1 rRNA gene is annotated in these 687 nt (G+C 49.9%); it reads left to right on the top strand.

Annotated features, from left to right (window positions below):
- Nucleotides 1-235: 235 nt before the first annotated feature.
- Nucleotides 236-687 (top strand): 16S ribosomal RNA (locus tag AAEZ03_RS25710); the annotation flags it as partial.

The raw sequence follows: 687 nt of genomic DNA, 5'->3' as shown, positions 1-687 counted from the left end.
TTAAAATAACCGCTTGACAGCAACAGAGGCTGCTGTAGAATGCGCGCCTCGGTTGAGCGAAAGCTTAACCAACCGCTCTTTAACAACTGAATCAAGCAATTCGTGTGGGTGCTTGTGGAGTCAGACTGATAGTCAAAAAGATTATCAGCATCACAAGTTACTCCGCGAGAAATCAAAGATGTAACCAACGATTGCTGAGCCAAGTTTAGGGTTTCTTAAAAACCCAAAGATGTTTGAACTGAAGAGTTTGATCATGGCTCAGATTGAACGCTGGCGGCAGGCCTAACACATGCAAGTCGAGCGGTAGAGAGAAGCTTGCTTCTCTTGAGAGCGGCGGACGGGTGAGTAATACCTAGGAATCTGCCTGATAGTGGGGGATAACGTTCGGAAACGGACGCTAATACCGCATACGTCCTACGGGAGAAAGCAGGGGACCTTCGGGCCTTGCGCTATCAGATGAGCCTAGGTCGGATTAGCTAGTTGGTGAGGTAATGGCTCACCAAGGCTACGATCCGTAACTGGTCTGAGAGGATGATCAGTCACACTGGAACTGAGACACGGTCCAGACTCCTACGGGAGGCAGCAGTGGGGAATATTGGACAATGGGCGAAAGCCTGATCCAGCCATGCCGCGTGTGTGAAGAAGGTCTTCGGATTGTAAAGCACTTTAAGTTGGGAGGAAGGGCAG

Source organism: Pseudomonas sp. HY2-MNA-CIBAN-0224 (assembly GCF_040310285.1).
Classification (GTDB): domain Bacteria; phylum Pseudomonadota; class Gammaproteobacteria; order Pseudomonadales; family Pseudomonadaceae; genus Aquipseudomonas; species Aquipseudomonas helleri.
Note: the sequence above shows the minus strand (reverse complement) of the source record. Positions and strands in the feature narration are given on the sequence as shown.